Here is a 7,948-nt window from a genome sequence, read left to right on the forward strand (position 1 = left end):
TCTCGGCCGGCTTCTACTACAAGACCTTCATGTGGCCGCGCGCCTTCTGGGACCGCGTCTACGAGCCGATCATCCGCAACGCCGCCGGCCTGGGCATCTCCCCGACCGAGCCCGATGCCGACCGCTACGCCAGCCGCTTCGCCCACACCGACGTGCTCGTCATCGGCACCGGTCCCGCCGGCCTCGCCGCCGCGCTCGCCGCCGGCCGCGCCGGCGCCAAGGTCATGCTGGTCGACGAGAACTCCGAACCCGGCGGCACGCTGCTCTCCGAGCCCTCAGTCGTCATCGACGGCAAGCCGGCCTGGGACTGGCTCGCCGCCACACTCGCCGAGATCGACGGGCTGCCGAACGTCACGGTGATGACCCGCACCACCGCAATCGGCTACTACCACCAGAACCTCGTCGCCCTCTGCCAGCGCCTGACCGACCATCTCGCCACCGCCCCGGCGGAGGCGCCGCGCGAGCGCATGTGGAAGGTCCGCGCGCGCGAGGTCGTCCTCGCCCAGGGCGCGCTCGAGAAGCCGCTGGTGTTCGACGGCAACGACCGCCCGGGCGTCATGCTCGCCGGCGCCGCCCAGACCTATCTCAACCGCTACGGCGTCAGGGTCGGCGACCGGCCGGTGATCGTCACCGCGCACGACAGCGCCTGGTTCGCCGCCTTCGACCTCGCCGAGGCCGGCGCGAGGCCCGTCGCCATTGTCGACGTCCGTTCGACCGTCGATGCCGCCCTCACCGACCGTGCCCGGGCTCTCGGTATCGAGGCCCTGCTCGGCCGCACCGTCACCGGCACCTCGGGCCGGCTGCGGGTGAAGTCGCTGCGCGTCAACCGGATCGAGAACGGCAGGGCGGGCGCCGCCCGCGACATCGCCTGCGACGCCGTGCTGATGTGCGGCGGCTGGACGCCCTGCCTGCACCTCTTCAGCCACACCCAGGGCAAGCTTTCCTGGGATGAGGCGCTCCAGGTCTACCTTCCCGGCAAGAAGACGGAGGCGGTGCAGATCGCCGGCGGCGGCCGCGGCCTCTGGGGCATCGCCGCCGCCCTCGACGACGGCGCCGTCGCCGGCGCGCAGGCGGCCAGGGACGCCGGCCGCGACGCGACCGCCCCGACCTACGCCGTCACCGCCGACCGCACCGGTTCCGGTGTCACGCTCACCGAGCTGCCGACCGACCGCAATGCCGCCAAGGCCAAAGCCTTCATCGACTTCCAGAACGACGTGACCGCCAAGGACATCCGCCTCGCGGTCCGCGAGGGGATGCGCTCGATCGAGCACGTCAAGCGCTACACCACTAACGGCATGGCGACCGACCAGGGCAAGATGTCCAACATCAACGGCCTGATGATCGCCGCCGACGCGCTCGGCAAGGCGCCGCCGCAGGTCGGCCTGACCACCTTCCGCCCGCCCTATACGCCGACGACATTCGGCACCTTCGCGGGCTATCATCAGGGCACGATGTTCGACGTCACCCGGCGGACGCCCATCGACTCGTGGGCCGAGGAGCACGGCGCGGCCTTCGAGCCGGTCGCGCTCTGGCGCCGCGCCTGGTACTTCCCGCGCGCCGGCGAGGACATGCACGCCGCGGTCAACCGCGAGTGCAGGATGACCCGCGCGTCCCTCGGCATCTTCGACGCCTCGACGCTCGGCAAGATCGAGGTCGTCGGGCCGGATGCCGTCACCTTCATGGAGCGGATGTACACCAACCCCTGGGCGAAGCTCGGGGTCGGCCGCTGTCGCTACGGGCTCCTGCTCGGCGAGGACGGCTTCATCCGCGACGACGGCGTCATCGGCCGGCTGGCCGAGGATCGCTTCCACGTCACCACCACCACCGGCGGCGCCGCGCGCGTCCTCGGCATGATGGAGGACTACCTCCAGACCGAATGGCCCGACCTGCGCGTGTGGCTCACCTCGACCACCGAGCAGTGGGCGACGATCGCGCTCAACGGCCCGAATGCCCGCAAATTGCTCGAGCCGTTCGTCGAAGGCGTCGACATCTCCGACGAGACCTTTCCGCACATGTCGGTCGCCGAGTGCACCGTCGCCGGCTTCCCCGCGCGGCTCTTCCGGATTTCCTTCAGCGGCGAGCTCGGCTTCGAGGTCAACGTCCCGGCCCGCCACGGCCGCGCGCTCTGGGAGAAGCTCTGGGAGGCCGGCCAGCAGTACGACGTCTGCCCCTACGGCACCGAGACCATGCACGTGCTCAGGGCCGAAAAGGGCTTCATCATCGTCGGCCAGGATACCGACGGCACGCTGACGCCCGACGACGCCGGCCTCTCCTGGGCGATCGGCAAGAAGAAGCCCGACTTCGTCGGCAAGCGCTCGCTGACCCGCCCCGACATGGTCGCCAAGGGCCGCAAACAGCTCGTCGGCCTTCTGACCGACGACCCGAAGGCCGTTCTGCAGGAAGGCGCGCAGATCGTTGCCGACCCGAACCAGCCGAAGCCGATGAAGATGCTCGGCCACGTCACCTCCTCCTACTGGAGCGAGGCGCTCGGCCGCTCGATTGCGCTCGCCGTCATCGCCGACGGCCGCGAGCGCGAAGGACAGACCCTGCACGTCCCGATGCCGGACCGCACGCTGGCCGCCAAGGTCACCGGCACGGTCTTCCTTGACCCCGAGAACACGCGCCTGAGCGCCTGAGAGGAGGAGAGCCCATGAACATCCGCCCCGAGACCGGGACCGCCGCCCTCGCCACGCGGGTCACCGTCTCCGATCTGCCCACCTCCGCGCGCTTCTCGCTGCGCGTCGGCCCCGCCGAGCGCGCCGCCGCCTCGCGCGCCTTCGGCTTCGATCTGCCCGAGCGCATCGGTGTCCGCGTCATGGAAGGCGGAAAGAGCGCCCTCGGCCTCGGCCCCGACGAATGGGTGCTGCACGCCCCCGAAGCCGAGGCGACGGCGATCCGCGACGCCTTCGCGGCCGTCGAGTCCGAGGCGCCGCATAGCCTCGTCGACATCTCCGATCGCGAGATCGCGCTCGCGATCGAGGGCCCTGCGGCGCTCGACCTGCTCGCCTGCGGCTGCCCGCGCGACCTTGGCGCCCTGCCGGTCGGCGCCGGCACCCGCACCGTCTTCGACAGCGCGCAGGTGGTGCTCATCCGCGAGGCCGAAGACAGTTTCCGGCTCGAGGTCTGGCGTTCCTTCGCCCCGCACGTGCGAGCGATCCTCACGACTGCCTCCGCCGAGTTCGCCGCCGGACTCTGACGCACCTGCGTCAAACCGAGAGTTATCGAAGGTAAATTCCCGTAAAGACAGCGGGATGGCCGGACTTGCACGCGTGAAGGCCACCCCTTTCACACCCCAGCCGCGAAGGACATGCCATGCTGACCCAGACCGACGCCACCCTCGCCGCCCGCGACCCGTTCATCGCCGCCGCCATCGGCCGCGAGCTCGGCCGCCAGCGCGACCAGATCGAGCTCATAGCCTCGGAGAACATCGTCAGCCCCGCGGTGCTCGAGGCCCAAGGCTCGGTCCTGACCAACAAGTATGCGGAGGGCTACCCCGGCCGCCGCTACTACGGCGGCTGCGAGTTCGTCGACGAGGTCGAGACCGAGGCGATCGAGCGGGTGAAGCGGCTATTCGATGCCGGCTTCGCCAACGTCCAGCCCCATTCCGGCGCCCAGGCGAACGGGGCAGTGAAGCTCGCGCTGCTGCAGCCCGGCGACACCATCCTCGGGATGTCGCTTGACGCTGGTGGCCACCTGACCCACGGCGCCAAGCCCGCGATGTCGGGCAAGTGGTTCCGCGCCGTCGCCTACGGCGTCGACGCCGACGGGCGCATCGACATGGCCGAGGTCCAGCGGATCGCCGAGGCCGAGCGGCCGAAGCTCATCATCGCCGGAGCCTCCGCCTACAGCCGGGTCATCGACTTCGCCGCCTTCCGCGCCGTCGCCGACACGGTCGGAGCGATGCTGCTCGTCGACATGGCCCACATCGCAGGGCTCGTCGCGACCGGCCACCACCCGAGCCCCATGCCCCACGCTCACGTCGTCACCTCGACCACGCACAAGACCCTTCGCGGCCCTCGCGGCGGCATCATCCTGACGAATGACGAGGCGCTGGCGAAGAAGATGAACTCGGCGGTCTTCCCCGGCCTGCAGGGAGGTCCGCTGATGCACGTCATCGCCGCGAAGGCTGTGGCCTTCGGTGAGGCGCTCGAGCCGGAGTTCAAGGAGTACATCGGCCGGGTGGTCGACAGCGCGCGCGCCCTCGCCGAGGTGCTCGTCTCCCACGGCGCCGCCATCGTTTCCGGCGGCACCGAGAACCACCTGATGCTCGTCGACCTGCGCCCGCTCGGGGTGAAAGGCAACGCCGCCGAGGAGGCGCTCGAGCGCGCCGGCATCACCTGCAACAAGAACGGCGTGCCCGGCGACCCGGAAAAGCCGACGGTGACGTCGGGTGTCCGCCTCGGCACGGCCGCCGGCTGCGCCCGCGGCTTCGGGGTGGCCGAGTTCCGCGAGATCGGCGGCATGATCGGCGAGGTGCTCACCGCTCTCGCCCGCAATCCGGCCGGCGATGCCAACGTCGAGGCGACAGTGCGCGAACGCGTTCGCGCCCTCTGCGCGCAATTCCCGATCTACGCCGGCTGACACCAATGTTTCTCAGCGTCTTCGACATCTTCAAGATCGGCGTCGGCCCCTCGAGCTCGCACACCATGGGGCCGATGCTCGCCGCCGCCCGCTTCCTCGACGCGCTGCGCGACGGTGCCGACCGAGTGCCGGGCTCCGGCCCGGCGGCGCGGATAGAGGCGACGCTGCATGGCAGCCTCGCCTTCACCGGCAAGGGCCACGCCACCGACCGCGCCGTCGTGCTGGGACTGCTCGGGTTCCGCCCCGAGACCCTCGACGCCGACGAAGCTGCGCGCCGTATGGCCGACTTGAAGGTGTCCGGCCGCCTCGACGTGCCGGACCTCGGCCCCCTCGCATTCGATCCCGAGAAGGGTGTGATCTTCGACTATGGCCGGCCGCTTCCCGGCCATGCCAACGGCCTGGTGCTCCGGGCCTTCGACGCCGCCGGCAACCTGCACCTCACCGAGACCTACTACTCGGTCGGCGGCGGGTTCGTGCTGACCGAGCGCGAGCTCGCCGGCGCGAGCCTCAAGGGCAGCGACGCCGAGGCAGGCCGGCCGTATCCCTTCGCCACCGCCGCCGAGATGCTGGCAATGGGTGAGACGTCCGGGCTCTCGGTCGCGGCGATGAAGCGCGCCAACGAGGCCGTCGGCATGAGCGAGCCCGAGCTCGACGCTGGCGTCGACCGGATCTGGTCGGTGATGGACGGCTGCATCGAGCGCGGCCTCGCGGGCGAGGGCATCCTGCCAGGCGGCCTCAAGGTCCGCCGCCGCGCCCGCGCCATCCGCGAGGCGCTGATCGCCGAGCATGGCAGCAACCGCAGCCAGCCGCACGCCGCCACCGAATGGCTTTCGGTCTACGCGATGGCCGTCAACGAGGAGAACGCCGCCGGCGGACAGGTCGTCACTGCGCCGACCAACGGCGCCGCGGGGGTGATCCCGGCGGTCCTGCGCTATTACCGCGACCACTGCGTCGACTCCGACCACGCCGGCATTCGGGTCTTCCTGCTCACCGCGGCGGCGATCGGCGGCATCATCAAGACCAACGCCTCGATCTCGGGCGCCGAAGTCGGCTGCCAGGGTGAGGTCGGCTCCGCCGCCGCAATGGCAGCGGCCGGCCTCTGCGCGGCGCTCGGAGGCTCCAACGCCCAAATCGAGAATGCCGCCGAGATCGCGCTCGAGCACCATCTCGGCATGACCTGCGACCCGATCCGCGGCCTCGTCCAGGTGCCCTGCATCGAGCGCAACGGCCTCGGCGCCATCAAGGCGGTCGCCGCCGCCAGCCTCGCGCTCCGCGGCGACGGCACCCACGTGGTGCCGCTCGACGCCTGTATCGAGACCATGCGCCAGACTGGCCGCGACATGAGCGTGAAGTACAAGGAGACGTCCACCGGCGGGCTCGCGGTCAACCTCCCGGAATGCTGAGCCCGACGCCCGCCCGACACCGGAGGAGCCGATGCCCGAACACACCCTCATCCTCACACTCTCCTGCGACGGGGTGCCGGGGATCATCGCCGCCGTCACCGGCGAGATCGCGGCACTCGGCGGCAACATCGCCGAGACCGCCCAGTTCTGGGACCGCGGCAACAACCGCTTCTTCCTGCGCGTCGCCTTCCTCGCCCCCGAGGGCCTTGAGCCCGGGGCCGTCGAGCGGCGCCTCGCCCCGGTCGTCGAGCGCTTCGGCATGGACGCCGACGTGGTGGACCCCCGCCGGCGCCCCCGCATCATCGTGATGGTCTCGCGCTTCGACCACGCGCTCCTGCATCTGCTCTATCAGATCCGCGTCGGATGGCTCGACGCCGACGTCGCCGCGATCGTGTCGAACCACCCCGACGCCCGATCGGCGGCTGAGCACGCCGGCATCCCGTTTCATTACTGGCCGGTGACCCCGGCGACCAAGGCGGACGTCGAGGCGCGGCTGCTCGCCCTCGTGGCGGACAGCGGTGCCGAGCTCGTCGTTCTCGCGCGCTACATGCAGGTGCTGTCCGCCGACCTCGCGGCCCGCCTCGCCGGGCGGGCGATCAATATCCACCACTCGTTCCTGCCGAGCTTCAAGGGCGCGAAGCCCTACCATCAGGCCCACGCCCGCGGGGTGAAGCTGATCGGGGCGACGGCGCACTACGTCACCTCCGACCTCGACGAGGGACCGATCATCGAGCAGGAGACCGAGCGGGTGAGCCACGCGATGGGCCCGGAAGACTTCGTCGCGATCGGTCGCGACATCGAATCCCGCGTGCTCGGCCGGGCGGTCAAGCTCCATCTGGAGCGAAGGGTGCTGCTCGACGGCAACAAGACGGTCGTCTTCGCGATGTGAGGCCGGAACGGCGCGGGGCCGGCCTCATCGCCACCTGGCGACCGGCCCGGTCCGGATGCCGGATCGGAGCACGATCTCCGAGACGAGGTGCTCCCGCCGGTAGGCCATGACGTGCACGCCCGCCACGCCGGGGATCGCGCGTATCCGCTGCATCAACTCGACGCAGAGTTCCGTGCCCTCGGCAGCCGGATCCCGCGCCCGCTCCAGCCGCTCGATCACCGCGTCGGGGATGTGGATGCCGGGGACATGGGCGCGCATCCAGCGCGCCGCGCGCGCCGAGGCGAGCGGCCCGACACCGGCGAGGATGAAGGCCCGGCGGTCGAGCCCGAGGTCGCGGACCCGCGCCATGAACCGCTCGAACGGCGGCAGGTCGAAGATGTAGTTGGTCTGGATGAACTCGGCGCCCGCCTCGACCTTCTTGGCCAGCCGTTCCGGCCGCCAGTCCACCGGCGGCACGCAGGGGTTCTCGGCGGCGCCGAGGAACATGTGCGGCGGCCGGGTGAGCCGGCGTCCCGAGAGCAGCACGCCGTCGTCGCGCATGGTGCGGATGGTCCGGAGCAGCATCAGCGAATCGAAGTCGAAGACCGGCTTCGCCCCGGGCTGGTCGCCTACCCCGACCCCGTCGCCGGTCAGGCACAGGACGTTCCTGACCCCCATAGCCGCCGCGCCCAGCACGTCGCCCTGGATGGCGATGCGATTCCGGTCGCGACAGGAGATCTGGTAGATGGTCCCGTAGCCGGCCCGCGTCAGGAGCGCGCAGATGCCGATCGAGGACATGTGGCAGTTGGCGCCCGATGCGTCGGTGGCGTTGATCGCGTCGGCTACCTCGGAGAGCGGCCGCGCCGCCTCGAAAACATCCGCCGGGTCGGCGCTGTCGGGCGGGTTCAGCTCGGCGGTCACCACGAATCGCCCGGCGCGCAGCGCCCGCTCGAGCCGGCTGCCGGAGGACATACCGGGCGGCGGCGCCTCGTAAGGGGGGATGTGGTCGCCGGGAAGCTCCGCGCTCACCGGCGCCGCTCTCCGGAGGCGCGCGGCGGTTCCCCGGCAAGGGGCACGCTCGCGGGCTCGATCGCCC

6 protein-coding genes are annotated in these 7,948 nt (G+C 71.0%); 5 read left to right on the plus strand and 1 reads right to left on the minus strand.

All coding sequences use genetic code 11. From position 1 onward, the window contains the following. From Q0112_RS07240 to purU, 5 genes are all read left to right on the plus strand, one after another. Positions 1–2,636, plus strand: a 2,636-nt coding sequence (locus Q0112_RS07240; protein ID WP_297973325.1) for a sarcosine oxidase subunit alpha family protein, incomplete at its 5' end; no start/stop codon positions are given. 14 nt (positions 2,637–2,650) lie between these two features. Next, positions 2,651–3,196, plus strand: a complete 546-nt coding sequence (locus tag Q0112_RS07245; RefSeq protein WP_297973328.1) for a sarcosine oxidase subunit gamma — start codon at positions 2,651–2,653, stop codon at positions 3,194–3,196. Between the two features lie 116 nt (positions 3,197–3,312). Beyond that, positions 3,313–4,581, plus strand: coding sequence for a serine hydroxymethyltransferase (glyA, locus tag Q0112_RS07250; protein ID WP_297973331.1), 1,269 nt, complete (start codon positions 3,313–3,315; stop codon positions 4,579–4,581). Between the two features lie 5 nt (positions 4,582–4,586). Then, positions 4,587–5,984 (plus strand): L-serine ammonia-lyase, encoded by a 1,398-nt coding sequence (locus Q0112_RS07255; protein ID WP_297973333.1) that lies wholly within the window; start codon positions 4,587–4,589, stop codon positions 5,982–5,984. Positions 5,985–6,015: 31 nt separating this feature from the next. Beyond that, entirely contained in the window at positions 6,016–6,873 is an 858-nt protein-coding gene (gene purU / locus Q0112_RS07260) for a formyltetrahydrofolate deformylase (RefSeq protein ID WP_297973336.1), read from the plus strand. A gap of 24 nt (positions 6,874–6,897) precedes the next feature. On the opposite strand, the gene Q0112_RS07265 is transcribed toward purU, so the two are convergent. After that, positions 6,898–7,881 (minus strand): methylenetetrahydrofolate reductase, encoded by a 984-nt coding sequence (locus Q0112_RS07265; RefSeq protein WP_297973338.1) that lies wholly within the window; start codon positions 7,879–7,881, stop codon positions 6,898–6,900. Between the last annotated feature and the right edge of the window lie 67 nt (positions 7,882–7,948).

The organism is uncultured Amaricoccus sp., assembly GCF_937858865.1.
GTDB lineage: Bacteria > Pseudomonadota > Alphaproteobacteria > Rhodobacterales > Rhodobacteraceae > Amaricoccus.

Bases quoted from the DNA above. Each gene is read 5' to 3' on its own strand.
- purU (WP_297973336.1), top strand. From the start codon at position 6,016: ATGCCCGAACACACCCTCATCCTCACACTCTCCTGCGACGGGGTGCCG.
- Q0112_RS07255 (WP_297973333.1), top strand. From the start codon at position 4,587: ATGTTTCTCAGCGTCTTCGACATCTTCAAGATCGGCGTCGGCCCCTCG.
- glyA (WP_297973331.1), top strand. From the start codon at position 3,313: ATGCTGACCCAGACCGACGCCACCCTCGCCGCCCGCGACCCGTTCATC.
- Q0112_RS07245 (WP_297973328.1), top strand. From the start codon at position 2,651: ATGAACATCCGCCCCGAGACCGGGACCGCCGCCCTCGCCACGCGGGTC.